Source organism: Vibrio sp. 1402, assembly GCF_033340275.1.
Genome location: NZ_JAWOWE010000246.1, coordinates 1 through 725 on the forward strand (window position 1 = coordinate 1; position 725 = coordinate 725).

Annotated in this window: 1 protein-coding gene; it reads right to left on the reverse strand. The window is 48.3% G+C overall.

The features are described 5' to 3' along the window. A partial coding sequence (locus R7044_RS25355; RefSeq protein WP_225456015.1) for a SecD/SecF family protein translocase subunit occupies positions 1–725 on the reverse strand: 725 nt, incomplete at both ends.

A 725-nucleotide genomic window follows, 5' to 3' on the forward strand; every position in this document is an offset into this window, starting at 1 on the left:
GACGGCCATACCCACAGTCAATACGATACCGGCAATACCTGGCAGCGTCATCGTTGCCCCTGGAATCATCGACATCACACCAATGATCAACACTAAGTTAGCCATCAACGCAATATTGGCAATCAGACCAAAGCCGCGGTAGTAAAGCAGAGTAAATAGCATTACAGCTACCATACCCCAAACACACGCTTGGATACCCATGTCGATGTTTTGCTGACCCATTGACGGACCAATGGTACGTTCTTCAACGATAGAGATCGGTGCGATAAGTGCACCAGCACGTAATAGAAGTGCGAGGTTGTGCGCTTCAGCAGCAGAGTCGATACCTGTAATACGGAAGTTACGGCCAAGTGCAGATTGAATCGTTGCTTGGTTAATCACTTCTTCGTGCTTAGTCAGGATAACTTTGCCTTCAGGCGTTTTACGACCGCTGTCTTTGTACTCAGCAAACACGGTAGCCATTAACTTACCAATGTTTTTCTTCGAGAACGCCGACATCTTGTTACCACCCTCGCTGTCTAGCGAGATGTTAACTTGAGGGCGACCGTATTCATCCACACTAGAACTTGCATCCGTGATGCTAGCGCCGCTTAGGATGACACGCTTTTTAAGTACAACAGGACGACCATCGCGATCTTGTTTGATTTCACTGCCCGCAGGTGCACGGCCATTCGCCGCCGCTGCTAAATCAGCTTTATCATCAACTTCACGGAATTCAAGAGTTG